The sequence below is a fragment of the Anaerolineae bacterium genome, assembly GCA_013178015.1.
In the GTDB taxonomy this organism is placed as follows: Bacteria; Chloroflexota; Anaerolineae; order DRVO01; family DRVO01; genus Ch71.
Genome location: JABLXR010000006.1, coordinates 20275 through 46755, shown reverse-complemented (window position 1 = coordinate 46755; position 26481 = coordinate 20275). Strand labels below are relative to the sequence as shown.

Annotated in this window: 19 protein-coding genes; 7 read left to right on the top strand and 12 right to left on the bottom strand. The window is 65.0% G+C overall.

All coding sequences use genetic code 11. The annotated features are described in order from the left end of the window. Positions 1-73: 73 nt before the first annotated feature. Entirely contained in the window at positions 74-1441 is a 1368-nt protein-coding gene (locus tag HPY83_03110; protein ID NPV06938.1) for a dipeptidase, read from the bottom strand. 298 nt (positions 1442-1739) lie between these two features. Between HPY83_03110 and HPY83_03105 the strand changes: the two genes are divergently transcribed. The 3 genes from HPY83_03105 to HPY83_03095 all read left to right on the top strand — a co-directional run bounded on the left by HPY83_03105 (position 1740) and on the right by HPY83_03095 (position 5101). After that, complete coding sequence (locus HPY83_03105; GenBank protein ID NPV06937.1) at positions 1740-3098, top strand: extracellular solute-binding protein; 1359 nt, start codon at positions 1740-1742, stop codon at positions 3096-3098. Between the two features lie 167 nt (positions 3099-3265). Beyond that, a complete protein-coding gene (locus tag HPY83_03100; protein ID NPV06936.1) occupies positions 3266-4198 on the top strand; it encodes a sugar ABC transporter permease in 933 nt (310 codons plus the stop codon). 9 nt (positions 4199-4207) lie between these two features. Then, entirely contained in the window at positions 4208-5101 is an 894-nt protein-coding gene (locus tag HPY83_03095; protein NPV06935.1) for a carbohydrate ABC transporter permease, read from the top strand. A gap of 109 nt (positions 5102-5210) precedes the next feature. Here HPY83_03095 and HPY83_03090 read toward each other — a convergent pair whose 3' ends face one another. The 3 genes from HPY83_03090 to HPY83_03080 all read right to left on the bottom strand — a co-directional run bounded on the left by HPY83_03090 (position 5211) and on the right by HPY83_03080 (position 9628). Beyond that, the gene (locus HPY83_03090) at positions 5211-6467 is read right to left on the bottom strand and encodes a hypothetical protein (protein ID NPV06934.1); all 1257 of its coding nucleotides are present in this window, start codon (positions 6465-6467) and stop codon (positions 5211-5213) included. A 327-nt stretch (positions 6468-6794) separates the two neighbouring features. Further along, positions 6795-7586 carry an aminopeptidase gene (locus tag HPY83_03085; protein NPV06933.1) on the bottom strand — a complete coding sequence of 264 codons (792 nt, stop codon included), beginning with the start codon at positions 7584-7586 and terminating at the stop codon, positions 6795-6797. Between the two features lie 245 nt (positions 7587-7831). Then, positions 7832-9628, bottom strand: a complete 1797-nt coding sequence (locus HPY83_03080; GenBank protein NPV06932.1) for a LysM peptidoglycan-binding domain-containing protein — start codon at positions 9626-9628, stop codon at positions 7832-7834. A gap of 92 nt (positions 9629-9720) precedes the next feature. Here HPY83_03080 and HPY83_03075 point away from each other — a divergent pair, with 92 nt between their 5' ends. Further along, positions 9721-10185 (top strand): hypothetical protein, encoded by a 465-nt coding sequence (locus HPY83_03075; GenBank protein ID NPV06931.1) that lies wholly within the window; start codon positions 9721-9723, stop codon positions 10183-10185. Between the two features lie 98 nt (positions 10186-10283). Here the strand turns inward: HPY83_03075 and HPY83_03070 are convergent, their stop codons facing one another. From HPY83_03070 to HPY83_03040, 7 genes are all read right to left on the bottom strand, one after another. Continuing rightward, positions 10284-11093, bottom strand: a complete 810-nt coding sequence (locus HPY83_03070; protein ID NPV06930.1) for a methyltransferase domain-containing protein — start codon at positions 11091-11093, stop codon at positions 10284-10286. 47 nt (positions 11094-11140) lie between these two features. Next, a complete protein-coding gene (locus HPY83_03065) occupies positions 11141-12514 on the bottom strand; it encodes a hypothetical protein (protein ID NPV06929.1) in 1374 nt (457 codons plus the stop codon). A gap of 18 nt (positions 12515-12532) precedes the next feature. Then, on the bottom strand, positions 12533-13936 hold the full coding sequence (locus HPY83_03060; protein NPV06928.1) for a hypothetical protein: 1404 nt from the start codon (positions 13934-13936) through the stop codon (positions 12533-12535). Positions 13937-14046: 110 nt separating this feature from the next. Continuing rightward, positions 14047-15333: an alpha-glucosidase/alpha-galactosidase gene (locus HPY83_03055; protein NPV06927.1), complete on the bottom strand. Its 1287-nt coding sequence runs from the start codon at positions 15331-15333 to the stop codon at positions 14047-14049. A gap of 101 nt (positions 15334-15434) precedes the next feature. Further along, positions 15435-16355: a carbohydrate ABC transporter permease gene (locus HPY83_03050; GenBank protein ID NPV06926.1), complete on the bottom strand. Its 921-nt coding sequence runs from the start codon at positions 16353-16355 to the stop codon at positions 15435-15437. Between the two features lie 19 nt (positions 16356-16374). Further along, positions 16375-17307 (bottom strand): sugar ABC transporter permease, encoded by a 933-nt coding sequence (locus HPY83_03045; GenBank protein NPV06925.1) that lies wholly within the window; start codon positions 17305-17307, stop codon positions 16375-16377. A 91-nt stretch (positions 17308-17398) separates the two neighbouring features. Next, positions 17399-18796 (bottom strand): sugar ABC transporter substrate-binding protein, encoded by a 1398-nt coding sequence (locus tag HPY83_03040; protein ID NPV06924.1) that lies wholly within the window; start codon positions 18794-18796, stop codon positions 17399-17401. Between the two features lie 283 nt (positions 18797-19079). On the opposite strand from HPY83_03040, the gene HPY83_03035 reads away from it, so the two are divergent. Continuing rightward, positions 19080-20294 (top strand): response regulator, encoded by a 1215-nt coding sequence (locus HPY83_03035; protein ID NPV06923.1) that lies wholly within the window; start codon positions 19080-19082, stop codon positions 20292-20294. On the opposite strand, the gene HPY83_03030 is transcribed toward HPY83_03035, so the two are convergent. Then, on the bottom strand, positions 20197-22389 hold the full coding sequence (locus HPY83_03030; GenBank protein ID NPV06922.1) for a response regulator: 2193 nt from the start codon (positions 22387-22389) through the stop codon (positions 20197-20199). The genes HPY83_03035 and HPY83_03030 overlap by 98 nt on opposite strands. A 797-nt stretch (positions 22390-23186) precedes the next feature. Here HPY83_03030 and HPY83_03025 point away from each other — a divergent pair. Both HPY83_03025 and HPY83_03020 read left to right on the top strand, forming a co-directional pair. Then, a complete protein-coding gene (locus HPY83_03025) occupies positions 23187-25244 on the top strand; it encodes an ABC transporter substrate-binding protein (GenBank protein NPV06921.1) in 2058 nt (685 codons plus the stop codon). Positions 25245-25439: 195 nt separating this feature from the next. Beyond that, positions 25440-26426 (top strand): ABC transporter permease, encoded by a 987-nt coding sequence (locus HPY83_03020; protein ID NPV06920.1) that lies wholly within the window; start codon positions 25440-25442, stop codon positions 26424-26426. The last annotated feature ends 55 nt before the right edge of the window (positions 26427-26481 follow it).

Here is a 26481-nt window from a genome sequence, read left to right as displayed (position 1 = left end):
CGCGAGGGTCGGGCGGAGGCTCCACACCACCCACTGAGCAAGCGATTCCGTCCGGCGCATCGCCTTCGATGTGCTACTGCGCCAGCCGCTCCAGCAGCCGGCACCATCCCTCCTGGCCCCGCTCGAAGCTGGACAGCCGGAAGAACTCATTGGGCGCGTGGGCCCGCTCGTCGTGCAAAGCGAACCCGAACCCTATGGAGTAGATGCCCAGGTGCTCCAGCATGATCCCGAGCACGGGCACGGAGCCGCCCGCCCGGGTGCGGTAGGGCTCCCGGCCGTACAGCGCCACCAGCACGTCGCGCACCGCCTGGTTGGCGGGGTGGTCGGCGGGCACGGAGTAGGGCCGAGTGTTGGCCGGCCGAGGACGAAGCTCCAGTTGCACGCCGGGGGGCACATGGGCCTGGAGGTGTCTCACCAGCGCCGCCAGAGCCCGCTGCGGATCCTGGTCGGGTACTAGGCGGCAGCTGACCTTGGCGTGGGCCTCGGCGGGCAGGACGGTCTTGAAGCCCTGGCCTTGGAACCCGCCCCACATGCCGTTGACCTCCAGGGTCGGCCGTACCCAGAGGCGCTCGAGGGTAGTATAGCCCGCCTCGCCCCAGAGCTCCTCCACCCCGGCCTGGGCCTTGAATTCCTCTTCGTCGTAGGGCACGGAGGAGATGGCGTTCCGCTCTTCGGGCGTCAGCACGGCCACATCGTCGTAGAAGCCCTCCACAGCGATGCTACCGTCCGGTGCGTGCAGTCCGGCGATGATCTCGGCTAGGGCGTGCAGCGGGTTCTGTACGGCGCCGCCGAAGCCGCCCGAGTGCAGGTCGCTCTTGGGCCCGCGCACCGTCATCTCCAGCAGACAGATGCCCCGCACCCCCATGGCTAGCGAGGGTTCGGTCTCGCTCCACTGGCCGCTGTCGGCGTTGAGGGCGAAGTCGCAGGCTAGCAGGTCACGGTGCGCCGGAATGAACCCATGCAGTTGCGGGCTGCCCACCTCCTCTTGGCCTTCCAGCAGGAACTTGACGTTGATGGGCAGTCTTCCCTCGGCCTGCAGCAGCGCTTCTACTCCCACCAGGGCGGCCATGAAGTTGCCCTTGTTGTCGGAGGCGCCGCGGGCGTAGAGGCGGCCGTCGCGGACGGTGGGCTCGAAGGGCGGACTGGTCCATTGGTCCAGGGGGTCCACCGGCTGGACGTCGAAGTGGCCGTAGATGAGGGCAGTGGGCTTGCCGGGGGCGCCTAGCCAGGAGCCGAAGACGATGGGGTGGCCACCGGTGGGCATGACCTGAGCATCCTCTATGCCGATGGAGCGCAAGTGGCCGGCCACCCACTCGGCGGCGCGCTGGACGTCGGGCGCGTACTCGGGCAGAGCGGAGATGCTGGGGATGCGCAGGAGTTCAGAGAGGTCCTGCAAGAACCGCGGACGGTTGGCTTCCAGATAGCGTGCCCAGTCGGGCATGGTGACGTCCTCCTCGAGCGGGTGGGTCATTGTAGCAGGGCACTAGGCACGCAGTCACGGAGGCAAGGGAAGACGCAGAGTGGCTTGTCTAGGGTGGACGCCGGGTACGGCTCATACGCCCATGCCCTCGGCGCTTGCCACCATTTGCTTCAGTGTGTCTCCCTGTATCTGTAGCTGATTCCCGGCGTGCCTTGATGGGCGGCGGCCGGCTCGGTACAATGAACCTGCCCATGGGTCTCTGCATGGCATCGGCTTCCTATCGTCTTACACCGTGACCTAGTGAGAGGAGGGCATACCGATGAAGCGCCTGAGTCGCCGAGAAGTCCTGAGAGGATTACTGGTCGCCGGCTTGGGGGCCGCGGGTTCTTCGGGCCTCGCGGCGTGTGCCGGGGCTACCCCCGCGCCTGCAGGGCCCGCCCCGGGGGCTGAGACTGTCGAGGCCACCTCGGTAGGGGGTGCTGCCGAGATCCAGGCCACCTTGGAGATCTGGACCTACCCCCGAACCGAGAACGACGCCGACATGGTCTACAAGCCCATGATGGAGAAGTTCGTGGAGGAGTACCCGGGGATAACGCCCCACATTGATGTGCAGCCCTGGGGAGCGCGCCGAGAGAAGCTCTACGCCGCTGCTGCCGCCGGGGAACCGCCGGATATCTGGTTTGCCACGACCGACACCGTGCCGGCCTACATCGAGAAGGACGTAATTCTGCCGCTGTCCGACCTGCTCACCCCTGAGGACATCGCCGACTACACCGAGGCGGAGATCGCCGCGGCCTCCTTCGAGGGCAAGCTCTACATGCCCCTCACCGATGCTGAGGTCAACGGCTTTGGCTACAACGGGGCCCTGCTGGCCGAGTTAGGCTACGATCCCGAGACCACCGTCATCGAGACATGGGACGACGTCTACGCCCTGGCGGAGAAGGCGAAAGCCAAGAACTGGTACGTCGAGCACCTGAGCACCATGGACTGGGCAGAGTGGCTCTGCACAATCCATGAGGCCGGCGGGACGGTCTTCTCCGAGGATGGTACCCGGTCCACCATCGCCGAGCAGCCCGGAGTGGATGCTCTCACCCGGTGGGTGACCGAGTACCAGAACGGGTGGGTGCCCCTGGAGTATGCCGTCGGCAACGTGGAGGCTTCCGAGGGCTTGCCGGACTACTGGCTCTCCCTGGAGCAGGTCACCGCACGGAGGGAGGACGCTGCCTGCTGGCGGGACACCAACTCGAACCCGGAGTTGCAGTACGTGATCGGGCACCCGCGGCGGATGAACAAGGATCACGACCTCATTTCCGGGCTGGTGTCTGGGCAGGGCTGGGCCATCACTAAGGCTTCCAAGAACCAGGAGGCCGCTCTGATCTGGGTCAAGTGGATGATTCGGCCGGAGAACATCGGGTGGTACTGCAGCCTGGCCGGAACCACCCCGGTGGGCAATAAGGCCAAGGAAGCCTGGCAGGCTGACCCGTGCGTGCTGGAGCACGTAGCCCGCTTCTCCCCCTATCTGTTCAGCGACCGCGACACCGTCACCCTGTGGCAGGAAAGCAAGGTGATCTGCGCCCCTCACTTCCAGGCTGCCGTTCTAGGACAGGCGACGGTAGAGGAGGCACTTGCTGCCTGCGAGGCGGAACTGAACCAGACTCTGCGGGAGAAGATGGGTTAGGTCAGCCCTAAGAGCCGTCTAGGACGTGCCGCTCAGGATCTGCTTCGGATGGCGGCACGTCCCGGCGTCCGGCGGCGGGACCGGATGGGGGCACCTGGGCGAGGCTCAGGTCATAGACAGGCAGGTGCAGACAGCCAAGTCTGTACCCGCGTGAGGTGGCGCGATTCATGAGGGCAGGGACAACGCCGGCGGTCGGAGCTCGGACGACGCAGGGGCATCGGACGCTCAGGTACCTAAGGCACTCCGTTGCCTGGTACCCATTCATACTGGTGAACGCGGTCGTGTTCGCCGTGTTCAACCTGGTGCCTTGGATCTCGATGATCGAGATCAGCCTGCGCGACACCGACCTTCTGAGCAGGAACGAGTTCGTCGGATTGTCCAACTATGTCACGCTGGTGCAGGACCAGCTACTGCGGCGAGCGCTGACGAACACCTTCGCCTATCTGCTCATGTACGTGCCAGCCGTGCTGGCCGTCTCGCTATTCGTGGCTATCTTGGTCAACCGCAAGTTGGTCGGAGTCAAGCTCTTTCGAGCAGCGTACTTCCTGCCTAACGTGACCTCGATTGCTGTGCTTAGCCTGATCTTCCGCCGGTTCCTATCTCCCCGGGCGGACGGGCCCGTCAACTACTTGCTGGGCTTGCTGGGCATCGCGCCCCAGCCCTTTCTGCTCAGCGTCACCCAGGCCCTGCCTAGCCTGGCTGGCATCGCCCTCTGGGAGACCTTCGGCTACTTCATGGTCATCTGGTTAGCCGGCTTGCAGGGCATCCCGTCCGAGCTTTACGACGCCGCCTACGTGGACGGAGCCTCCGGCTGGAAGCTGCACCGGCACGTCACCATCCCCATGCTGAGGCCCACAGCAGCCTTCATCGTGGTCATCTCCACCATCGGCGCCCTGCAGGTGTTCGGCTCCATCTACATAATGACCGGCGGCGGGCCCGTCTACGCCACCACTACGGTCGTCTACCACATCTATCAGCAGGCGTTCAACTTCGGCAGGTTCGGCTACAGCTCCACCATATCCATAGTCCTCTTCCTGATGATTCTGGTCATCACTTTCATCCAGGGCCGGTACCTGCGGTTCGGCGAGGAAGTCTACTAGGAGGCCGGGTTGGCAGGCGACGCTTTCCCTTCCCCACGCTATGGGGGAGATCACCGGATAGCCGGCATGCTGAGCCCGAGGACGGTGCGAGGGCTACCATCGGTGCTGGTCACGTACGTCTTCATGATACTGGTGGCGGTTACTACGGTGGGCCCGTTCGTGGTCATGCTCTCCGTATCGCTCACCCAGAACATCCGCTTCATTACCTTCCCCATAGACCTCATACCGGACCCAATTACGCTAGAGAACTTCCAGACGCTGTACAGCAAGACCATGGCCCTCCGCTGGCTGGGGAACAGTATGTTCGTGGCCACGGTGTCCACCCTGGGCGGAGTCATCACTTCCACCATGGCGGGCTACGCCTTCGCCCGAGGCACCTTCTTGGGCAAGACTGTCCTCTTCACCTTGTTCCTTGGCATCCTGATGATGCCGTCTACCGCCCTGATCGTTCCCCAGTTCGTGGTGCTCTCCCGTCTGAAGCTGGTAAACACCTACACCGCCCTGATCGGGCCCTGGTTCGCCTCCATCTTCGGTACCTTCCTGATGCGCCAGCAGTACCTCAGCATCCCCAGGGACTACGACGATGCGGCCACGGTGGACGGGGCTGGCCTCTGGCAGACGTACTACAAGGTGCTGCTGCCCCAGCTCAAGCCGGCTATGGCTACTCTGGCGGTGTTGCGCTTCATGGGCAACTGGAACGACTTCCTGTATCCGCTGCTGGTCACTTCCAAGGCCGACATGCGGACCCTCACTGTGGGCCTGGGCACGGTGGCCCGCTCGGGCGGAGACGCGGGGCTGGACATGGCCGGCGCCGTCACCGGCTTCCTGCCCACGTTCCTCATCTTCCTCCTAGGCCAGAAGTACATCGTCCAGGGCATCACCCTGACCGGCCTCAAAGGCTGAGAGGTACAACCGCAGAGGACGCCGAGCACTGCAGCAGGGTTACGGGAATGGGCGACGACGCCAATGGGCGTCGAATCCCGCTCCCTCTCCGTGCCTCCGTGGCCTATCTTCACAACGCTGCCCGGACTGCCTCCCAGACGCGTTGCTGGTAGTAGCGACTCACGCCCCGCAGGGTAGGCGAGGTGGGCTCGTAACCGCCCTCGTCGAAGGCCTCCGGCTCGGGTAGGTAGCCGATGGAGCCATTGGCGTAGCTCACCAGCAGAGGCGTATGGTAGCCCATCAGGCGCAGTCGAGTGCGCAGCCGCGCCGCCGTCTCGGAGAATACCTCTCCCGGCTGGCCCACCAGCAGGGTGCCGTCCATCCGGAAGAGCATGACCTCGGAGAGGATGCGTCCTTGGTCGTCCAGCAGAGAGGGCATCTGCCTGGTCGTCTCCACCGGCATCACCGGCTCATCGGGCGAGCGGGCCGCGTCCACGATGAGGCGCCGCGACCACACCCTCTCCACGTCATGGGTCTGGATGGTACGCGCCACGTGGGCGGCCTCGCGGGCGAAGGCGGCGGCCAGCTCGTCCACCTCCCCGAAGGTCCCGCCCCTGCGGTCGCCAATGTTCCAGGCCTCCGGGTCATCTCGGTTACCATACCAGGAGGCGATGTTGCCGATGGCGACCACGGGATGGCCGCTCTCCAGGCGGGCACGGACGCCTGCCACCAGCGGGTTCACCTCACCGCAGCCGCTCTGGAAGTACATGACCTCGCCGAAGCCCCCCACCTGGAGGTAGCGGCAAGCCTGGCCTGGCCAGTCGGCGCTGATGAGCAGGTTGTCCGAGCCCAGTACCACGCCGTGGCAAGCGAAATTGCAGACCAAGCCGAGAGGCCGGCCCTCGGCATCGTCCACCCGGATGACGCCGACTGCCGGGTCCACGGGGCGGTCGATCCAACGGCGGTTGATGGAGTAGCTGTAGAGCACCCCGAAACCACCGCCTACGCGGGCTGGCTGCAGGCGACCAGCGGCCTCCTCCACGGCATCGGTGATGATCTCGGCCAGGGGACGCTCCCAGTTATCAGCCTCGCGGTCGTCGGGGCCGGAGTGGGTGTGGATGGCGGCGATGAAGACGTTGTCGGGGGGGATGCCCAGACGGCGCTCGACGGCCTGGCGCACGGCCTGGGTAGTGGGCTCGCTGGTGTAGAGTAGCTCACACGCGATGAGGGCATGGCGCTGGCCATCGTGCTCCAGGACCAGGGCACGAGCGAGGAGAGGGTCGTGCACCCCGGTGGCAACGCCCTGGCGGTTGCTGTAGCCCATGAGGCGACAGCCCAGTCGCGGGGTAATGTCAGCCCGGCCGAAGCCGGCATGCAGGTTGGACATGGCTGCTCTCCCTTGGTGATGGGGATGGGGAGATTCTGCTGCGAGGCGACAGGAGCGTCAATGGCAGGCTGCGCGCGGCCACGGTCAGTGCACGTGGCCGCGCGCTCGGGGTGCTAAGGCGGCCGAAGTCCTTCCGGACCAACTCCGCAATCCGAAGCCCGATCTGCTGCGGCGGCGGCGGTGGATCGCCGGCATTGGGCATTTCCTGCAGGTCGCGGGCAACGCCGCACCTACGCGCACTGTGGCCATGGGCAACGCCGCCGCCGGCACCCGGGATCGGGCCTCGCTCTCCCTGCGTCCCTGTCAAGCCCTGGCCCGCCGGAGCGGTCAACTAGGTTTGGTCAGCAGCTCCAGCAGGTCGTTCGCACGCACCACGACGGTCCGCCCCGACCGCCCGTTGGCCGGCCGGGTAGTGGTCACCATTTCGTAAGGGGGCTCCAGCCAGAACCGGCCTATCTCCCCCCGTCGCTCCAGGCCCCGTCGGGCTGCCTCCTTCACCCTGGAGCGGGCAGCCTCCAGGCTCAGGTGGATGGCGGCCCCGTTGTGAAGCTGGTTCTCCTCCGCCGTAAGGCCGGCGGCCGGACCGCGCTTCAACCCCTCCTTCACCGCGGCTGTTTCGATGCCGGGCACCAGAGCTCGGGCCTCTTCACACACTGCCCGGTCGCCGGTCACTGTGACGGTGGGCACACCGAAGTAAGCGGCGAAGAGCATGTTCTTGCCTAGCTCGCCCAGGCTCACCCCGTTGATGGTCAGCTCCTCCACCGCGAAGGAGCCGGTATGGCTCAAGTGGCCGCCGTCGGTGTTGGACTTAGCATGCTGGCCTATGTTGAGGGCGACGTCGAACTCCTCGGAGCAGCCAAAGGGGTACCCTACAGGCCTTCCCGCGAGGAGGCGGGCGGCCGGATGAAGCAGCCGGATGTCTATGGCACCGGGCCCGTGGCCGTCCACTACCAGGATGTCAGTCGCGCCCGCCTCCAGACAGCCCTCGATGGCGGCGTTCACCTCGAGAGTGGTCAACTCCCGACCGATCTGGTAGTAGCGCCCTTCAGGGCTGCCATACTCCGGGCTGCTGATCACCCCTGCCACCCCTTCCATGTCCGTCATTATGTACGCCTTCATGCTCTCCCCCTTGGCAGATTTGCATGCGCACTGGCCTCAGTGTCGCGGTTCGGCTGGCCCCAGGGCCGCGCTCCGCTGTGCCGCTCGGGAGGGGCCGCAGCCTCCATCGCCCGGGAGACGTCCCCAGGGCCGGCGGCTGAAGGTCGCAGCTGGGCACCCTCGGCACTGTCGCTGGAGGAGGCACTGCCCCCGGGAGCGGTGCGGCGTGAGGAAATATGCCCCGAAGCAGCCCGCGCGGCAAGGGCTCAGGGGGCAGGGATTGGCCGTATGCTGTCCCCCTGGATTTCGATGTGGCGGACGGAGACATTGTTGGCTGTATTGGTCTCGCTGATAAGGCCGTCGGGATTGACGACGATGCGGATGGCGTATCGGCCGTCAGGGACGCCGGTGATATCCAGGTGCTGCCCGGGCAACTCGGGCCCGTACGTGTCCTCCCAGCCGACGGAGATTCCCTGCAGGCTCTGGCCGCATTCGGTGAACTGAGGCTCCGCCGAGGCGCCGGGTGGCGGAGACGCCATGCGAGTCATGTCGGATATGCAGAAGGTGGTCTTGCCCGTCGTGGTCACCAGATCCTGCAGCGACCCGTCGGCCCGGTAGGACCAGAGCTCCACCACGTTGAAGTCTTCGTAGTGCCAGTGGCCATGCTCGGGATGATGGACGAAGTACCCCGCCGTCCTGCTGACGGCAGCTCCGTCTGCGGTTTCGATGATCTGGCTCACTTGCGTCTGGCCCACAGCGGGGTTGTACTGGCCCAAGAGGGCCAGCGGGCCGTGGCCGATATTGACGATGGTGGTGCTGTAGCGAATCTGGCGAGTACCGCTCTGGGGGTCCGACGCGACGGTCAGCTCGCCGGCCGGCAGGGGCTGCAGGTCGGGCAGGAGCAGTTCGTCGCCGGCCGCTTCTGCTCGGGGCAGGCGCAGAGCCTGTCCGACGCTGATCCGGTCGGGATCGCCGATCTCGGGGTTAGCCTCCAGGATGTTGGCCACGGTGATGCCGAAGCGACGGGCAATGCTGCCCAGGGTATCGCCTGCCTGGACCACGTATATGGTGGTGTCGCCCGCTGGCTGGGTGACCAGGAAGTCGGGCGAAGCGGCCTCCACGTCGCCGGTGGCGGTGACGATGGCCACCCACGCCTGCCCCGGTCGAGCCGATTGGGGCACCTGGAGGGTGAGAGAGAAACCACCTTCGGCATCAGACCGCACCGAGCGGACGATGGTGGGCGGCGAGTCGAGGTTGCCGAATCCCACCTCGACTGTGGCATCGGGCGGGAGGCCCTTGCCCTCTACCCGTACCTCCGTGCCGGGAGGTCCAAAGCCGGGCGAGAGGCGAACGACAGGCCGGGCTGGCAGGTCGCTAGTGACCCTGAATACAGCGGACTGGACTTCCACTGCCTCGTCCGCCATGCTCCGCACCTGCACCACCCACTTCTCGCCTGCCAAGGCGCCCACCGGAACGGCTACCGAGGCGATGGCCATACCTCGGGCGTCCGTCAGCGCCATGACGCTGGCCTCAAAGCTGCCGCCAGCCCTGGCCACGCCCACTCTGGTGGCCGTCTCGGGTGGAAGGCCAGTGGCCTGGACCGATACCTGCGTGCCCGGGGGGCCGCTCTGGGGAGAGATGGTGACGGTGGGCGCGGCCGGGGCGATCTCCGCGCGAGACAGGTTGTACAGGTAGACGGCGATGTCCAAGGCCTCTGCCTCGGGAACGTTGAGCTTAGGCATGGTGGCCGAGGGATGGACGCTCTTGGGATCCTGGATGAAGCGGATCACGTTCTCCGGGGTGTTGGGCGCGCCGACGGCGAGAAACCGCCGTTCGGGCAGGTCGGCAAGCGAGATGGCGGCAGTGGAGTCATCCTCGACGACGGTATGACAGAGATCACAGCCGTGCTTCTCGAACCCTTGCGCCCCTCGATGAGGATCGAGCCACGGAGCCCCCTGGATCGAGGCCGCTACTGACGGGCTGCATGCTGGCAGGAGCAACGCGCCGACCAGGAACGCCAGCAGAAGCGACAGCGCGCGGCCCCGTCCAAACGAACACTTCATGGTACCTCTTGTCATCCCTGTGTCCAACTTGACTCCAACAGCCATCCGCAGCGCAGGCAGGGAGCTCTGCGTGTGGGCACGATGCCGGCATGATGCAGTGGCAGTCGAGCGGCGTCAAGCAACGCATGACACCGGTGCTAGACACGACTGCGAGGCCTTTCGCCCGCTTCATGGCGGCGACGATCGCCTTCGTGCTGCTATCTCTGGTGATGCCGCTTCGCCCGGGTACGGCCCTCTTCTACCTGGGCGCGGCCCTCTACGTGGTCGGCTACGGCGTGGTGGTGCTGGCGCTGGCCAACTTCAGGCGCGCCCGCACGGACGGCATCGCCACCGAGGGTCTCTACCGTTGTTCCAGGAATCCGCAGTGGCTGGGGCTGGTGGGCGTCTTCACAGGCAGGGCGCTCGCCACGGCCGCGGTGCCACCGCTGGTCCTGGTGGCGCTGCTGGTGGGCTCCTATCACTACCAGATCCTTCTGGAGGAAGAAGTGTGCCGGTTGGCCTACGGCGCCAGGTACGAGGAGTATCTGGAGCGGGTCCCGCGGTACCTCTTCGGGTGAAGAAGCGGCGGTCACCTTCCTGCTGGTGCCAAGCCATGTCGAAGAGTTCGGGGCCACAGACGTGGTGGCAATGCCCCGGACGAGGCCCCGGGCGGGCGTTACGGTTTGCGCGCCACTGCCTTGAAGAAGGTATAGCTGAAGGTGCCGTCCGGCTCGGCAGTCCGGTAGAGGTCGGCGATGCCCGTGTCCCATTCGGCCTCGCCGATAAGGCCGCGGCTGAGGGCCTGATCCCTGATCCCTTCCACCATCGCCGTGAATGTCCTCTTGGTGAACCCCTCGGCCATCTCCGGTCGGCTCCCGTCGGCGTACACCACTCTGGGAGTGACCCGGCAGTCCCGAAAGCCGACCGACGTGAGCAGAGGGTATAGCTCCCGACCGATGAGCGCATTGCCGCCCAGCGATGCCTGAACGTCAACGAGGCACTGTATGGTCGCCTGGGCTGCCGAGCTGCGGGGGTAGTAGTAGGCGGAGCCGTGATCCCCCTCGATGACGGTCATTGTCCCGGCCGGCTTGAGGACGCGCTTCAGTGAGTAGAGGGCCGCGGTGGGGTCGGCGAGGTGCTCTAGGAGGAAGCAGACGAAGACGTGGTCGAATGAGTCAGGGGTGAAGGGGAGGTGGAACACATCGGCGCGCTGGAAGCGCACGTTGGAGAGGCCATGCCGGCGGGCGCTCCTCTCGGCCGCCGCCAGCGAGTCTCCGCTGATGTCAATGGACACAAAGGAGCACTCCGGGTTCTGCGGCGCCACTATCACGGTCTGCTCGCCGGTGCCGCAGCCGGCCTCCAGCACCAGCCCCGGAGGCCGGAACAGGGTGTCGTGGTGGAGGAGTTGGGCCAGGGTCGCGGCCTGGTCGTGGAGCCTTTCGCCTTCGGCCGGGGCGTATCCATGGACGTAGTAGCCCGTCTGCATGTTGGTGCTGTTGACCTCGTCTTCTGCTCCGTGTTACTGCCCAGCGGTCAGGCGAAGAAGGCGGGCAACATGGGTCTGGAGGCCTGGAGCAACTGGTCCAGCATAGCCTCGGCCTTCTCCGGCGGAATGGCCATCTCGTCGAGCAGCAGCGCCTGCAGAGCGAGGCCTCGATCCCCCTTCACCGCCGCATCCACCACCATCTCCTGCCACGCGATGCGCTTCTGCAGTAGGCCCATCAGGGGCATGGGCGCCTCTCCCACGACGATGGGGCGCACGCCGGTGGAGTCGGTGACGCCCTCGAGCTCGAGAATGGCGTAGGCCGGGAGGTTGATCACTGCGCCCTGATTGGGCACGTTCACGATGAAGACATTGCGAGAGCCGGCGGCGATGCTGCTTATGAGCTGCCCTAGCCCCTCGCCCCGTAAGGGACTAGTGGGGGCCGGTGGCAGGGTGACCCCGGCCAGGTCATGGGCATAGTCGCCCAGATCGGCCTGGCGCTGCGACCGATGCTCTTCATCACTCATCTGAACTGATAAAGCCCGCCTCGCCTCCTCCAGCGTGAAACCCCCGAGCCGCAGGCTGAGACCGTAGGGCATCTCGGCCTCGGAACGCACCTGGGCCAGGAAGGGGTAGAACTCGATGATGTGATCATCGTGGGGATACACGATCTGGTACCCGTAGATGTCAGAGAGCTTCTGAGTCATGATGCCACCGGAAGGAGCGCCTCGCTCGGCCAGGAGTCGGCGCACCGCGTCGTAGACATCACGCCCCTGGTGTCGGATGCTGGTGAACCAGTGGTAGTGGTTGGTCCCGATCCACACCACCTCAAGCTCCTCAGGCTCGGTGGCCAGAAGCTGCGCCAGGCTCCTGATCCCGTTCTGCACCCCGTGGCAGATGCCGACGATAGTGATGGAGGTGTACTTGCTCACGGCCCGGCAGACGGCGGCCATCGGGTTCGAGTGCTGGAGGAAGATGACTTCGGGGCAGCGACGCTCCATCTCCCGGCAGATGGTGATGTACGCCGGTATGCTCCGCAGCGCCATCATCATGCCGGCCGGGCCGGCGGTGTCGCCCACGATTTGGTAGATGCCATACTGAGCCGGAATGACGATATCATGCATGTGGAAGCTCGTGCTGGCGATGCCCCTACCGGAGACGCCGGAGCCGCCGATGGAAGAGACGGCGAAGTCGGCTCCGTCTACGGCATCGGCCAGGTCGTCACAGGCGCGCACTTGCATGCCGGTGCCGGCAGCATCGGCCCACAAGGTAGCTTGGGCCTGTAGCAGCCGCACCTTGTCCTGATCAATGTCATAGAGGGTGATCTCGCTCTCCGCCAGGGGCTCGCACACCAGGATGTCGGGCAGAGCCCCGAGGAAGTAGCGGCTTCCTGCTCCTAAGCACACGATCTTCTTCGCTGGCACTATCGCGCTCCTGTGATGCTACTGCTGCACTCGAGACATGAGATGGGCCTCGGCCCAGGTGTAGATGCGGTCCAACTCGCTCTGTTGCTCGGCCGGCAGGGCGTAGTCATACCCCCTGACGGCCTCTTCCATGGCGGCGCGCGCCCGATCCCGGAGGGATGGGGCGCCCTCGCGCTGCCACTGCCCAAGCAGATCGTGAGTGAAGAGCCTGGGCAGCCAGTAGACATCCCTGTAAGACCTGACGGTGGATTCTAGTCCGGCGAAGCCGCCCGCTGCAATGCCCTGAGCGATCTCCTCCTCCAGGGCGGGGCTGAGCTCGAACGGGAACCCTCGCAGCAGTCGCTGGACGTACTCGACGATCTCGCAGTCAATCATCAGCTTCTCTGGGCTGTAGGCCTCGTCGTGAGACAGGGCGCCAGCGCCCGAGATGGTGGTGGCCCCGGCGAGCATGAGGGCTGCAGTATGCATGGCTCCGTCGGTGGCGGCCTGCATGTCGGGCTCCTTTGCCATGGTTATCAGGCCCTTGGCGGCTGTGGCGAGCCCGTACCAGCCATTGATGGCTAACTGCATCAGGTCGCAGAGGATGTGCTCGGGGCTGCCGTAGACCAGATTGAGGGAGCGCATGTCGGCCGGGTAGGCGTTCACCCAGAAGCTGGCGTGCTCCAGGCCCGCGAGCCGGAGGATGGCGCAGCCGCCAATGGCTTCTGCCATGGCCTGCACGAACAGCGCTGGCAGCCGTATCGGCGCAGTGACGCCCGCAGTGGGCATGGTGCCGACCGGCACGGAGAGGCCGTCGGCCGCGAAGTGCATGGCGATGTCGAGTTCGTTGCCCTCGAGCCTCAGGGGGCTGATGACGTGAACGCCGGTGTGGAAGTCGGCACCGACGACGCGGCACATCTCGCGGATAAGCTCTGCCTCGGGGATCAGGTCCGGCCCGGGATGGCCGCGGGAGCGGCAGTTCTCCAGGGTGATCTTGAACTGCTTAATCTGCCTGAGATGAGGTGGGGTGTCGGAGGGGAACCCGGGGGCCCCGCCCAGCACTCCTCTGCCGCAGAGCGCTTCTGCCAACCGGGCGGCCTCTTCCAGATCGGCGGTGGTGATCTCTCGCATCGTCCTGCTGTATGGATCCAAGATGTGGCTGGCGTGGCCGGTGGTGAAGATGCGAACGCCCTGCCCGTCCGACGGGGCATTCGCCCGGGCTCGCCGGCATGTCTCGGTGACGATGTCGTCCACCAATGGGGCGCACACGTACACGCGGCCTTCGCGGATGTCTACGCCACTCTGGCCGGCAAGCGCGGCCAACAAGTGGGGATGGGATACTGCCAGGCCGACGTGCTCGATCACGTCCAGTGCGGCCTGGTGCATGCTGGCGATTTGGTGGTCGGTCAGTACTTTCGGCAGTGAGCCGGTCAGCGATACCATCGGATCCTCCAACGCAGTTGAGGCGGCCAGGGCGTCACAGGCGTGCGCATCATCCCTGTGGTCATGGTGAGGACCAGTCCTCGGCTGATCGGTAGGCCCGGCGGCGGAGCCTAGGCGAACTGAGGCAGGTAGTCCGCCTGGGCGGCGAGGAGCTCGTCGAGCACAACCTCGGCCGCGCGCGCATCCTGCACCACCGGGTCCGCTAGCAGCGCCTGCAGTGCTACCTGCCGGCTACCGGTCACACCGGCCTCGACCACGAGATCCTGGACTGCCGCCTGCTGGCGCAGGGGCACCGCGGCCCCTTCTGGAAGCGCGCCCACGTGCACTCCGTGGATGCCGCCAGCGCTGACCGTGGCCGGCACCTCCACGATGACGCCGTCGGGGAGGTTCTCGATGTGGCCACGATTGGGGAGGTTGACGGCCCACTCATAGCCCCCCTTCCCTGAGGCCATGGCGCTGATGATGTCGACCGCTCGCTCACCGGAACGCCTGGTCACCAGGTCGCCCAGTTCTTCCTTGCCCCCGAGGAGGCGCCCGATCCGCTCCCAGAGCTGGTTGCGGTAGCGCTCGCTCCCTTCCAGGTCTGGCCCCTTGAGGCCGACAAACTGCCAGGCCCAGCCCAGGTACTCCCCGGCGTGGTCACACCCGGGCGAGGGGAACAGTCCCACCTTCTCGAAGAGGTAGCGGCTGAGGGGAAGGAAGCTGGGATCGTAAGTAGCACTGCGCTCACGGAGCAGCGGGTAGAGATCCTCGCCCGTGCTCCCGCTGTGTAGCTCCAGGATCCAGGTGAAGTGGTTGATACCGGCGGCGAGCGGCACCATGTCGGCAGCATCGTAGTCCATGATCTGGCCCAGACGGGTGCGGTGGTTATGCACGCCATGGCACAGGCCAACGAAGGAAACGTGAGTGTAGCGTGCCAGCGCTAGGCACAGGCGGCTCATCGGATTGCTGAAGTTGACCATCAGGGCTTGGGGGCACAGGCGTTCCATGTCGCGGGCGATCGCGAGCAGCGGCGGGATGTTCCGCAGCGAGTGGAAGAGCCCGCCAGGGCCGCCGTTCTCGCCCAATACCTGCTTGATGCCGTGTCTCACAGGCACCTGGAAGTCCAGCTGCCAGAGCCGCTCTCGGTCGCGCTCGATGGAGACAATCACAAAATCGGCGCCGGGCAGCGCCTCCTGTCGCTCGGTGGTCGCCATGATGCTCAGCTCGGCCCCGACGGCGTCGCTCATCATCTGGGCCAGCCGGGCGATGTCCTGCACCGCCTGCTGGTTCAGATCAACGAGGGCCACCTGCGACCCGGTGAGCTCGGGGCTCTGCACGATATCGCGCAGGGTGCCCAGGCCGAAGCTGGCGCTGCCGGCGCCGATGAGCACGATCTTCACCGTCCTAGCCCCCATAACGCTTGCCTCCTAGAAAGTGTTGATGAGCGCGCACTGGTGATCCATGAACTCCTACCCGGCGCACGGATCGAAGCGTGGGTAGCGTTGGTCGTGGCGCGCTAGCCGCGCACACCTGTAAGCGTGATCCCCTCGATAAAATACCGCTGGGCCCAGAAGTATATGACCAGGACGGGGACAACCACGAGAGTGGTCACCGCCATCACGTAGCCCATGTGGATGAAGGTGTGGCCCCAGGAGGTTACCAGAGCCGTGGTGCCCAGGACGAGGGTCCATTTCTCCGGGTCGTTGAGGTAGATGAGGGGGCCGAAGAAGTCGCTCCAGTGGCTGACGAAGGAGAAGACGCCCACAGCGATGAGCGGGGGTTTGCATAGGGGCAGCAGCACTCGGAGCAGGATGCTCAAGTAGCCGCACCCATCTATCCGAGCGGCGTCATCGAGGTCGCGTGGCAGAGTCATGAAGAACTGCCGCAGGAGGAAGATGTAGAAAGCACTGCCGAAGTAGGCCGGGACGATGAGCGGCTTGTAGGTGTTGACCCACTTCAGCTTGGCGAAGATGACGTACTGGGGGACGAGGGTGACCTGGCTGGGTAGCATCATGGTGCTGAGGAGAATGACGAACCACACCCCTCTTCCATAGAAACGCAGGCGGGCGAAGCCGTAGCCTACCAGCGTGCAGGACACCAATTGGCCCACCAGTGTCGCGCTGGTAATGAGAAGGGTGTTGCGGAGGTACTTGGTGAAATTGTAGTAAGCCACCCAACCTTCGGGAAAGTTGGATAGCATGATTGGTCTCGGGATCCAGTCGGGCGGGTACTTGCCAATGCTAGCGGGAGTAGATACGGCCATGTTGAGCATGTAGTAGAAGGGCAGGAGGAACACTACCGATCCGGCCGCCAGCACCAAGTAGAGCGCTAGTCGGCCCGCAGCCCGGCGGACCCGGCGGCTGCCCCAGGCAGCGATGAGCGGGGCCCGTCTGACTGATGCTGGTGCCTGCACCGTTGCTTCCGTCGCTCTGTTCATCTCGATGTCGGTACCGCCCTTAGCGCAGCTCGCTCTCGTAGTAGACCCACATGGGAGAAGACCGGAAGACCAGTGCCGTCAGGCCCAGGACGACAAAGAAGAGCACCCAGGCCAGCGCCGATGCATAGCCGAACTTGAAGTAGCGGAAAGCGCTGTTGTAGAGGTAGAGCACGTAGGTGAGAGTCGCGTTGTTCGGGCCACCCTGAGTCATGACGTAAGAGGCGGTGAAGACCATGAAGGAGCCGATGATGCTCATGATCAAGTTGAAGAAGATTGTGGGCGAGAGCATGGGGAGGGTGACCCGTCGGAGCTTGGGCCACCAGCCTGCGCCGTCTATCTGGGCTGCCTCGTAGAGGTCGGTGGGAATGCCCTGCAGGCCGGCCAGGTAGATCATCAGGCTGGAGCCGATCCCCCACAGGCTCATGGCGATAAGGCAGGGCAGGGCCAGCCGCTCGCTGTATATCCACTTTTGCGGCGGAAGGTTCAGCAGGTCGAGCAGGTAGTTGGCCAGCCCCCGTTCCGGGTTGAATATCTGGCGCCAGAGGATGGCGACGGGAGCGCTGGGGAGCACGGCGGGCAAGTAGTAGATGGTCCGAAAGAGGCGGATACCGCTGAGGCGCACGTTCATGACGAAAGCCAGGGCCAGAGAGGCTAGCATCCCCAGGGCCACGCTGAAGAGCGAGTAGTAGGCAGTGTTCCGCAGACTCTTCCAGAAGAGCTCGTCGTCCACCAACGCCACGAAGTTGTCGAGCCCGACGAAAGTGGACGGTCGCAGCAGGTCTGTCTTCAGCAGGCTGAGACCCAGCGATATGGCCATGGGCCCGGCCGTGAACACGAAGAACCCGACCAGCCAGGGGGAGATGAACAGATAGCCAGCGGCGTTCTCCTGCTGCGCCTGCTTCAGCCGCCGGACTCCCAGGCGGGCGCGGGCCTGTGGCACTCCAGTCGCCATTGCCGCTCCTCGTGTGGTCTTGTGCTTCTGCTGAACGACGGCCATGCACTCCACGACCGGCAGTGGAGTGCATGGCTGTTACCCTACGGGGCTAACCCTCCTGAAGCAGCTTGTCCACCTTGGCGCATGCCTCGGTCAAAGCTTCCTCAGGCGTGCGCTTCTCTAGGATCATGAACTCCTCCCAGGCCGTGGCGATGATGTCGCTCACTTCAGCATCCTTCGTGGGATGGTACTTGATGGGGAGGGCATACTCCAAGGCAGCCGGGAACACGGACTCATTCTCGGGCCTCTTGTCGGGATCGCCGAACGAGTCTGCCGCCGACTTGCGTGCAGGCACTCGGTTGGCGATGCTACCCACTTCCTTTGCCCGGTCGGGGTCGGTCATGAACCGCAGCAGCGCCAGGGCCTCGGGCTTATGCTGGCCGCCACTCCACAGACCCCAGAGGTTGCCAGAACCGACAGCGAACCTGCCCTTCGGGCCGCTCGGGGGCGGTCCCACCTCCCACTGATTGGCGAGCTCCGGATCCTGGATCATCTCGAGGTACGTGGTGATCGCCCAGGGGCCGGTGGTCTGCATGGCGCATTGGCCGCTGGCGAACATCTGGTAGTAGGACATCCCACCCATCTGTTCGGGCGTTGGCGACGCCTGGTACTCCGATTTCAGCCTCCAAAAGAGGTTGATCGCCTCCAGGGCCTCGGGCTCCGCCAGCAAGCAGCGGGTCATGTCCTCGTTGTACTTGTCGCCGCCGTAGGCCCAGACGGCTGCCATTGCGCGGCCCAGGCCTCCGCTGGAGGTGGTCTCGGAGCCGTTGAACCCCCACTGCACGACCTTCCCCGATTCATCCTTCTTGGTCAGCGCGATGCAGCTTTGCATGAAGTCATCGTACGTCCAGGTGTCGTTGGGGTAAGGCACTCCGGCCTCGTCCAGCAGCTTCTCGTGATAGTAGAAGATGGTCACGGGGTCGAAGCAGTAAGGGACGGCGTAGATCTTCCCGTCCATGACGCCCAGCTCGTTGATGGCGTTGGGCCAGAAGTCATCGTAGTCGGGCCACGCTTTCACCGTGTCGGTGATATCCTCGTAGCCGCCGCGCGAGGCGAAGCTCGCGAATATGGAACCCCAAGCGATGAGAATGTCTGGAGCGGTACCGGCGACCATAGCGGCTATGGTCTTCTCCACCCAGCCTTCGACTGAGGGCTCCGGACGGACCTCGATGCCGGGGTTGGCCGCCTCGTAGTCCGCCTTGATCTTGGCGTTCCAGGTTGTCTCTCCGGGGGTCTCATCGTAAGTGTAGCGCAGGACAATCCTTTCCGCGGGCGCGGCTGGCGGCTGGGTGGCGGCTTCAGCCGCCGGGGCCGAGGTGGCGCCCTCTGACGGGGCAGGTGGCGTGGCAGCCCCGCAAGCGGCAAGTGCGGCCATGGCGCCCAGGCCGGCGCCCACCTTCAGCGACATTGCCAACAACGACCGTCTCGTAAGCCTGTTCTCCCTCACGGTTCGCCTCCTCGGTCTGGGACCTGCCTGTCCCCAATCTGACCAAAGCACCCCTGTACCGTATGGATCATGCTGGCTGTTGCGCACCCCTCCTTTCTCACCGGCCGCGTCGTCGCCCGTTGCGGGCAGGTATGAGGATGGCACCTCGAGCAGGCCGGTTGCTGCTACTGGGCTGGGAACCTTATACTGCATTCTACATCGGCCGTCGTTGGCCGTGTTGGCCTCAGTCTGACATGTTTTGACATACTGAGCGGTGCAGGTGAGCTCCCGGCAGAGGTAGTCGGTGGAATCAAGCCCATCGGCAGTGCGACCGCAGGAGGTGCGCGATGCGCTCGAGCACCTCTACGAAAACGTCGTTCTCGCCCAGGGGGCCCTGGCCGGCGCGCTGCCCGACATCGCCGTTCAGACCGACCTGGAGTTGCGCGCCCAGCTCCTACGCCGCACCCTGCTGAGCGCCATCGAACGCCTGCGCCCCGTCAGGTCCACGTCGTTTACGGACCACAGTGCCCGTAGCTACCACGTTCTTTCGCTCCGGTACCTCGAGGAGATGACCGTCAAGCAGGTGGCCGATGAGCTCGGAGTTGGGGAGCGCCAGGCGTATCGCGAGCTCCGCCGGGCCGAGGCGGAGCTGGCCAAGGTGCTGACCACCTACAGCTCCGGCCGAGCTCCCGAGCGCAGCGAAGAAGAAGCCTGGGAGGCCGAACTGCGGCAGGTTGTCTCTCACCCGCGCCGGCTGGACCTGGGCGCGGTCCTGCGCCAAGTGCTGCAGGCCGTCACCATCCTGGCCAGGCGGCGCAGTGTTTCACTGAGGACGAAGCTGGCCGCCCTTCCGGCCATCAGCGCCGACGAGGGTCTACTGCGGCAGGTGCTGGTACAGGCCCTGAGCATGGCCTTGCAGGTGTGCGACTGTGCCGGGGTGGAACTTCGCGCCGGAGAGGATGGGGGCGAGGTCTGCATCCAGGTACGATTCCGTTCCGCTGCCTCCCTGCCGGATGATCTGCTTCGCCCTCTGCACGGCCTGGCCGAGTCTCAGCACCTGGGTTGGCACCTGGAGACAGCTGGCGAGGACATTACCTTGGGGTTGCGGGTGAAGGTGGAGGAGCCGCGGCTGGTGCTCGTGGTGGAGGACAACCAGGCGGCGGCTGAGCTCTACCGGCGCTACCTGGCGGATAGCCCGGGCTGGCGGATGGTCAACGTCCCCGATCCCAGGCTGACGGTGGAGATGGCGCGGCGGATGAAGCCGGCGGTGATCGTTCTCGACCTGATGATGCCGCAGCAGGACGGCTGGACCATCCTGCAGACACTGCACACTCAGCCGGAGACGAGGGACATGCCGGTGGTGGTCTGCTCGGTGTTTCACGACCCCGGCTTGGCTCAGGCTCTGGGGGCGGCAGCTTGCCTCAAGAAGCCGGTGTCGCGGATGGAGTTGCTGACGGCCCTGGAGCGCTGTCAAGCTCAGCCGAGTAGTCCGATCTCACCAGCTCCAGCGACTGCTTGATCAAGCCGATCACCGCCTGATCCCGCAGGCCGCGGGGGCGCTCGAGGACGAAGCGGTTGCTGTCTCCGGGTTTCCCGGCCAACATCATGGCCGCCCCTGTGACGCCGATGAGGGGTATGCGGCTAAGCTCGGCGTCCGCGGCCAGGGCTTCGGCCATGGCCATGCCGCTCTTGCCCGGCATGACCAAGTCTACCAGGATAACGTCTGGGGACGATCGGCGCGCTTTGGCCAACCCTTCGTCCGCCGAGTACGCCCAGGAAGCGTGGTAGGAGGCGCCGCTGGCGGCCAGGATGCGGACCACCAGCTGTACGAAAGCCCGATCGTCGTCGACGATCAGCACATCCCCCGTCGGGACTACCTGCTGCAGGGCTGCGACCAACTCGGCCTGACTGACCGGCTTGTTGAGAATGGTGCGGAAGCGCCCCCGCTGCAGGAGGGTAGCGGCGGTAGGCAGGGCGCACTCGATGCGCACTACCGCGGCACTGCAGCCATCCAGCAAGCGGCTGTCGGCGTTCCTGGAGTTGACCACCACCGCGTCAGGGTGAATCTCCTGGCACATGGCGGGCAGCTGCTCCGGGTTGGCGGCGTGCACCACTCGATAGCCCTCCAGGTGGCGCTGCAGATGCCACGTGGATAGCTCGTCCTCATCGAGGACTATGACCGTCCTAGCGAATGGATTGGTGGGCAAGGGGGCCTTGTTCGCTGCACGCAGGCGGGAGAAGTCCTTGCGCTCCAGGGGCAGGGTAAAGTGGAAGGTGCTTCCTCGGCCCACCTCGCTCTCGGCCCAGATGCTGCCGCCGTGTAGCTGCACGAAGCGCTTGGCTATCGCCAGCCCCAGGCCCTTTCCCTGTGCCTCCCCCTGACGCCAGGCGTCCACCTGGCGAAACTCGTTGAAGATGACGTCCAACTGATCTGCCGGGATGCCCACCCCCGTGTCGGCCACCGACACCAGAACGTCAGTGTCCTGGACGTGTGCAGAGACCTTGATGGCCCCCTGCTCGGTGTAGCGGCTGGCGTTGGCGAGGAGGTTGAGGAGCACCTGGCGGATTCGTGTGCGGTCCAGGAAAAGAGAAGGCAAGTCGGGGGCGAGGTCGGCGATGAACTCGATGGGCCGTCCGCGCCATAGGGCGGCCGCGATGTCGGCGGCTTCGCGGATGAGGGTGGCCAGGTCGGTTGGTTCCCGCCGGATAGGCAGCAGGGATGCCTCCATCCGGGCTAGCTCGAGCACGTCGTCAACCATGTCGGAGAGGTAGCGGGCGCTACGATAGATCTCGGTCAGGTCCCGGCGCAGGGTGGGCGGCCAGTGTACCTGGCCATACACCTCGGGGGACTGATGCATGATCTCGGTGAAGCCGAGGATGATGTTGAGGGGTGTGCGCAGTTCGTGGCTGATGTTGACGGCGAAATCCTCTCTCTGTTGTCGGGCCTCCTCCGCCTCCCGCCGGGCAGCTGCTAGTTCGTGGTTGGTACGCTGAAGCAGGCGGTTAGTGAGGTCAAGCGCGGTGAGGGCGCGGTTCAGCTCGCCTTGGTGGTCCCTTAGTGCTTCTGCCAGCTCAGTGGCTCTCGCGCTTCGCTGCCACGACCGCTCTAGAAGCGAAGCAAGGGGCCTCAGGATCACCCACTGGCAGGCACCGGTGCTCAGGATGAGGATGACCGGCAGACGCCAGGGATGGGCAGCGCTAAGTGAGGGAGTGATGGCTGCGAGTGCCAGGGCCACCCCGACGCCGACCCACGGTCCGTAGAGGGAGCCGGCCACCAGGACGGCAATGACGAAGCCACACGTGGCCTCACCAATGCCATAGACAACAGCCGGTATGATGACCGCGGCCACAGCGCCCAAGACGGTAAGGTGAGCCGAGAGCCGTGGCCGCTGAGTGGAGGCCAGGTAGGCACAGAGCCAGATGACAGCGATCAGGGGCACCCAGACGAACACAGCCGATTCAGGTGCAGCCGAGGGCAGCAGAGTCCACCAGGCAAGGAGGGCCGCACCGATTCCGAGCGCGGCGATGCGTCTCACCACGTAGAGGGAGATCTCCTCCTGATTGAGCCTCATGGATTCGCCCGCTGACTGAGCTAGACGTGGTTGTGTGTCCATGCTCACCTCTCCAGTTCCCCTCCCTGCCCTTTGCACAACCGCTCAACTGCCCCCATCCTTTCCTCGGCCACTGTGTCCTCCTTGCTGCTGTCTTACCGGACAAGCTCAAGAAGCACACGGTGGCCCTTTCGTCAACCCACTCTTCCGCCACGTCACGCGACTCTAACTGGGTCCATCGGTCCAGCCTCGCCGCGTGCACTGAGCCGCGCAGCCACGGCACTGAGTCTGTCGCGGTTACACCGTTAGGGGTCGAGCGGCCATTCCACCGGTTCCGGGCCTGCTCTGATCCACTCGTGTAGGTTCGCCCGCCGGGCAGCGGTTCGGAAGCTGTGGCGAAACCTGGAGGCGGTTCCCCTGCTCGTCGGGGGAGAGGCCATAGTCATCGCCGGCCAGGTCCCCACTGTCCGGCGCGTTCCTTACGAGCTCGTCGTTGGCTGTGCGGCCGTCAAACGCGCAGTGTGTGCGTTCCTCACGTTTGGCTCCTTTGTGGACGGGGCAATGCGAACCGATGGGCTCATGGTCTGCATCCCCTCTGGCAGGCGTCACACTCCCCTGCAGTCCCTGGCGCTCGCATTTGGGCGCATCACACCAATACAAACCCATTGAACACTGCCCGCGCACAAAGTACAATATGACTGAGACAGGTGAGTTGCTTCAGCCGCCCTTTCACTGAGCACGGTAAGGAGGTGAGACAGGGAAACGAACCAATCTAGCGGCGTTGGCCGACCTTCGAGGAACCAGCATCGCGTCCACACTGCGGCGAGGTCTCTCGCCAGGGGTTACAGCGGAGGGATAGGATGAGCGAGAGGAAGCTTACCAGACGTCAGTTCATGGGGTACGCTGGCTTGGTCGCATCCGCTACAGTGGCTTCCGCCTGTCGTCCCGCTGCCACCGCGGCACCCACGGGTACTCCGGCCGCGCCTCCACCTGAGGCGCCAACTGCCACGCCGGCTGCGACCGAGGGGCCTACTGTCGCACCGGTGACGGCAGCCACTGCCGTGCCTGCCCGGTACCGGGAAGCTCCCATGCTCAAGGAGTTGGTGGACCAGGGCGCTCTTCCTCCCGTTGACGAGCGCCTGCCAGAGGAGCCCCTAGTGCAACCAGTGGTGGAGGAGATCGGCCAGTACGGTGGCACCTGGAGGCGTGGTTTCCTGGGTCCGTCCGATCACAACAACTATACCCGCGTGGCCTACGATGCTCTGGTGCGGTTCACCCCTGACGGCGGTGACGTCGTGCCTCACATCATCAAGGGGTGGGAGTCCAGCGAGGACTTCACCACCTGGAAGCTGCACCTGCGGCCGGGGATGAAATGGTCCGACGGCGAGCCCTTCACCGCCGACGACATCATGTTCTGGTACGAGCACATCGTACTCAACGAGGAGCTGAGCCCGAGCGTGCCCGGCTGGATGCGAAACGCGGATGGCTCGGTGGCCAAGGTGGAGAAGCTGGACGATTACACGGTGCAGTGGGTCTATCAGGGGCCCAACACCGTCTTCCTCCTGGAACTGGCCAACAAGGATGGGGCCGACAAGGCCATCATGAACCTATCCTTCGTGCCGGCCCACTACCTGAAGCAGTTCCATCCGGATTTCGTGGAAAAGGAAGAGCTGGACGCTAAGGTCAAGGCGGCCGGCTTCGAGACCTGGGTGGAGCTGTTTGCGGTAGAGGCCATGCCGCACGTAGGGGGCAAGCGCCCCAGCACCGCTGCGTGGGTCCCGGACGGTTCCACCGTTTCGGATCAGATCTTCGCCCTGAAGCGCAACCCCTACTACTTCGCGGTCGACCCGGAGGGCAACCAGCTGCCCTACATTGACCATCTCCGGTTCACCTTCTTCGCCGATGTAGAGGGCCTGAACCTGGCTGCTGTGGCCGGCGAGATTGACATGCAGGGCCGGCACATCAACATGACCAACTACCCGGTCTTGGTGGAGAACGCCGAGAAGGGTGGCTACCGCGTACTCACCTGGCCGACCTTCGGTGGCTGCGACGCGGTGCTGATGTGCAACCAGACCTTCGTCAACAACCCGGCCATCGGGGAGTTGCTGCGGGTAAAGGACTTCCGCATCGCCCTCTCACACGCTATGGACCGGGAGCAGATCAGAGAGACGGCGTTCCTGGGGCTGGGCGAGCCGCGGCAGCCCGTGCCGGCACCGTGGCACCCCTACTACCCGGGTGATGAATGGGCCTACAAGTACATCGAGCGAGACCTCGACAAAGCCAACGAGCTCCTGGACAGCATCGGCCTGGACCAGCGCGATGGCGATGGCTTCCGGCTCCTGCCGAACGGGGAGCGTCTGGACCTGGAGATCCAGGTCATACCGGCGTTCGCCAACTGGCCGGATGTGGGCCAGATCGTGGTGCAGAACTGGGCCGACGTGGGGGTGCGCGCCCACGTGGAGATCCGCGAGCGTGCCCTCGGCTTCCAGATGCGAGACACCAACGACCTAATGATCGAGATCTGGAACGATGACACCACTGGCTTCCCCTTCACCGGGCAGCCCAAGCAGGATCCCCGCAGCACCATCGCCTTGACCTTCGGGCCGCTGTTCCGCAAGTGGTACGAGACCGGCGGTGCGGAGGGCATGGAGCCGCCGCCCGAGATCAAGCGGCTGGTGGAGATCATAGACGAGGCCAAGGTGTCGAGCCGCGAACGCCAGATCGAGCTGGCTCAGGAGCTCTTCCGTATCTGGGCCGACAACGTGTGGGAACTGGGGACGGTGGGCCTAACGCCGATGGTTCAGGGGGTGGTGGTCGTCAACAAGGACATGCGTAACGTCCCTGAGACGGCAGGCAACGACTGGCCGCTCCGCACGCCGGGCAACACCCGTCCCGAGCAGTACTTCTTCAAGCGGTGACCTTAGTGCCCGGGCGAAGGCACGCGTGAGGGCGTGTCTTCGCCCAGCGGGGCCCTCTGAAGGCGGGGCTGGGGGGCGCATGCGCGCCGGCCGTCGGCACAGGCCGACGGGCTGCTGCATCCGCGCAGGCGGATGCTCGGCTGCAAGCCCCCCAGCCACCACCTCAGTGGACCGGCCCTTCGGAGTCATGCCCGTATGATTGCATATGTCATCAAGCGGTTGCTGCTCTTGCCGTTGTTGCTCTTCCTGTTCTCTGTGTTCGCCTTCTTCGTGATCCAGGCACCGCCAGGGGACTTCCTGACCAGCTACATCGCTCAGCTGGCGGCCTCTGGGACCTCGATGGACCGGGCGCAGATCGACGCCTTGCGCCAACTCTACGGCCTGGACCAGCCCGTTGCGGTGCAGTACCTGAAGTGGGTTACCAGGGTGATGCACGGGGATCTGGGGGTCTCCCTGGACTGGCAGCGCTCCAACCTGCAGCTCATTCAGGAGCGCCTGGTGCTGACGGTGGTCATCGCCCTGCTGACCCTGCTGCTCACCTGGGCAGTGGCGGTTCCGGTCGGCATTTACTCCGCTACGCATCAGTACTCTTGGGGTGACTACCTGTTCGCGGTCCTCAACTACGTCGGAGTGGCCACGCCCTCCTTTCTGGTCGCTCTGGTACTGATGTGGCTGGCCTTCAGGTATCTTGGCATCAGTGTGACCGGGCTTTTCTCGCCCGAGTACGTGAACGCGCCGTGGAGCCTTGAGAGGGTGATAGACCTGCTTCGGCACATCTGGGTGCCAGTGATCATCCTCGGCCTCAGCGGTACGGCCCGACTGGCGCGGATCATGCGTGCCAACCTGCTGGATGAGCTGCATAAGCCCTACGTGGCCATGGCACGGGCCAAGGGCCTGCCCGAGTGGAAGGTGGTGCTGCGCTATCCGGTTCGGCTGGCCATCAACCCTCTGATCAGCAGCATCGGCTGGTACCTGCCCCAGATCTTCTCCGGCAGCCTGATCGTGGCCACCGTCCTGAATCTGCCCACTATTGGGCCGCTCATGCTCCGCTCGCTCATCAACCAGGATATGTTCCTGGCAGGGGCCATAGTCCTCATCTACTGTCTCCTGGCCATCCTCGGCACTCTGATCTCCGACCTCCTGCTGGCTTGGGCGGATCCGCGTATCCGGGTGGAGAGATAGTGGACACGGGAACGGGGCGCGGAGAGGCAGTACCCCGTTCGGACGAAGCGGGGGC

Excerpts from the sequence above, each read along its gene's own strand:
- HPY83_03060 (NPV06928.1), bottom strand. The coding sequence starts at position 13,936 with ATGGTATCGCTGACCGGCTCACTGCCGAAAGTACTGACCGACCACCAA.
- HPY83_03110 (NPV06938.1), bottom strand. The coding sequence starts at position 1,441 with ATGCCCGACTGGGCACGCTATCTGGAAGCCAACCGTCCGCGGTTCTTG.
- HPY83_03055 (NPV06927.1), bottom strand. The coding sequence starts at position 15,333 with ATGGGGGCTAGGACGGTGAAGATCGTGCTCATCGGCGCCGGCAGCGCC.
- HPY83_03090 (NPV06934.1), bottom strand. The coding sequence starts at position 6,467 with ATGTCCAACCTGCATGCCGGCTTCGGCCGGGCTGACATTACCCCGCGA.
- HPY83_03100 (NPV06936.1), top strand. The coding sequence starts at position 3,266 with ATGAGGGCAGGGACAACGCCGGCGGTCGGAGCTCGGACGACGCAGGGG.
- HPY83_03085 (NPV06933.1), bottom strand. The coding sequence starts at position 7,586 with ATGAAGGCGTACATAATGACGGACATGGAAGGGGTGGCAGGGGTGATC.
- HPY83_03020 (NPV06920.1), top strand. The coding sequence starts at position 25,440 with ATGATTGCATATGTCATCAAGCGGTTGCTGCTCTTGCCGTTGTTGCTC.
- HPY83_03105 (NPV06937.1), top strand. The coding sequence starts at position 1,740 with ATGAAGCGCCTGAGTCGCCGAGAAGTCCTGAGAGGATTACTGGTCGCC.
- HPY83_03030 (NPV06922.1), bottom strand. The coding sequence starts at position 22,389 with ATGGACACACAACCACGTCTAGCTCAGTCAGCGGGCGAATCCATGAGG.
- HPY83_03070 (NPV06930.1), bottom strand. The coding sequence starts at position 11,093 with ATGCAGACGGGCTACTACGTCCATGGATACGCCCCGGCCGAAGGCGAA.
- HPY83_03025 (NPV06921.1), top strand. The coding sequence starts at position 23,187 with ATGAGCGAGAGGAAGCTTACCAGACGTCAGTTCATGGGGTACGCTGGC.
- HPY83_03075 (NPV06931.1), top strand. The coding sequence starts at position 9,721 with ATGCAGTGGCAGTCGAGCGGCGTCAAGCAACGCATGACACCGGTGCTA.
- HPY83_03080 (NPV06932.1), bottom strand. The coding sequence starts at position 9,628 with ATGAAGTGTTCGTTTGGACGGGGCCGCGCGCTGTCGCTTCTGCTGGCG.
- HPY83_03050 (NPV06926.1), bottom strand. The coding sequence starts at position 16,355 with ATGAACAGAGCGACGGAAGCAACGGTGCAGGCACCAGCATCAGTCAGA.
- HPY83_03045 (NPV06925.1), bottom strand. The coding sequence starts at position 17,307 with ATGGCGACTGGAGTGCCACAGGCCCGCGCCCGCCTGGGAGTCCGGCGG.